This window comes from Paenibacillus sp. sgz302190 (assembly GCF_059820445.1).
This window is the reverse complement of sequence record NZ_JBZYAO010000095.1, coordinates 1-1,242: the sequence shown is the minus strand read 5'-3', so window position 1 is coordinate 1,242 and position 1,242 is coordinate 1. Positions and strand designations below refer to the sequence as shown.

The following is a 1,242-nucleotide window of genomic DNA, read 5'->3' as shown; positions in this document are numbered from 1 at the left end:
TTTTTCAGGTACAAGCGGAGAGGGAAAGCGAGTTTTCGGATGTGCTGGACCGGCAGTTGTATCTCGTATCCGAGCGAATGAAGCGTCTGCTGGAGGCGTATGCGCCCGACACTTTGTTCAAGCTGACCCCGCTGGTGGACTTGAGGCATCGCCGTCAGCGGAACTATTATTTGCCGATCTTTGAAGAAGTGGAGGCGCTAAGTCCCTTCAGCGTGCGTGCCGGTGACGGCAGCGTGATCAAAAAGCCCGTGCTGCAAGCGGAGCGGATGGAGGGCAAAAAAATCGTGCGGATTCAAGAAAGCGGCAAGCCGCTGATCGTCGTCCGGCTGGATGTGGCGGAAAGTATTTTGANAAGCCCGTGCTGCAAGCGGAGCGGATGGAGGGCAAAAAAATCGTGCGGATTCAAGAAAGCGGCAAGCCGCTGATCGTCGTCCGGCTGGATGTGGCGGAAAGTATTTTGAGGCGGGATTTCGAGGGCGTCCGGCTTGAACGGTTGGCGGTGGAGTAATGGACAGCGGTGGGGCTGAGCTGAATGACAAGTCTGAGGAGGAAGATCAGATGCCGGAGGGCGAGTACTACGTAGTCAGAGGCGCCAAAATGGGGTGTAATTGCGGGAGCCACAAGCGGCGGATTAATTTGCCGAAAAGTCATGGGTCGTACGTGAACGAAAAACCGATGATGAATGAATTCGATTACCAGTTCCCGGCGAACATCCCGTATTTTGGGATATGCAACAGCCCCTCGAACCCGAGCGGAGAAACGATTTATTTGATCGCCGAGGACAAGCCGGAGACGATTAGCGGCAAGCCGTGCTGCCCGGTCTTGATGGAAAAATGGACGAAGACGAAGGAAACGGCGCTCGTGGAGGGCAAGCCGGCGTTGACGACGGAATCGCTGCTGATCTGCGGTCATCAAGGGACCATTCGGTTTTTCAGCAACGGTCAGCATGACGGGTAAGAGAATCGGAGGTGGGGGAAGTGGCGGGTTTTGAACAAATCAGGGTAAAAACGGCGTACCCGATTCACCGGCTCGAGGATGTGCAAATCGAATGGAAGCCGGGGGAGCATGGACGGCTGACCGTGCGCGGAGTCGTAGATGAGGCTGTCAACGTAAACGCAGCGCAGCAAGCATCGGCAAGCGATGAGATCCATGTCTATGAATACGACGGCCAGCGGGAAACGACGTTGTTCAAGGGCTTTGTGAGCGCAGTGAACATGACGCATGCCAACGGCATATACGGCA

The 1,242-nt window shown here is 55.6% G+C and carries 1 protein-coding gene and 1 pseudogene; both read left to right on the top strand.

Annotated elements, in window-relative coordinates; genetic code table 11:
- The first annotated feature begins 507 nt into the window (after positions 1 to 507).
- A complete protein-coding gene (locus tag AC6RNO_RS36605; RefSeq protein ID WP_497108437.1) occupies positions 508 to 957 on the top strand; it encodes a PAAR-like protein in 450 nt (149 codons plus the stop codon).
- Between the two features lie 20 nt (positions 958 to 977).
- Positions 978 to 1,242, top strand: a pseudogene (locus AC6RNO_RS36600) (hypothetical protein); the annotation flags it as partial.

Excerpts from the sequence above, each read along its gene's own strand:
- AC6RNO_RS36605 (WP_497108437.1), top strand. The coding sequence starts at position 508 with ATGGACAGCGGTGGGGCTGAGCTGAATGACAAGTCTGAGGAGGAAGAT.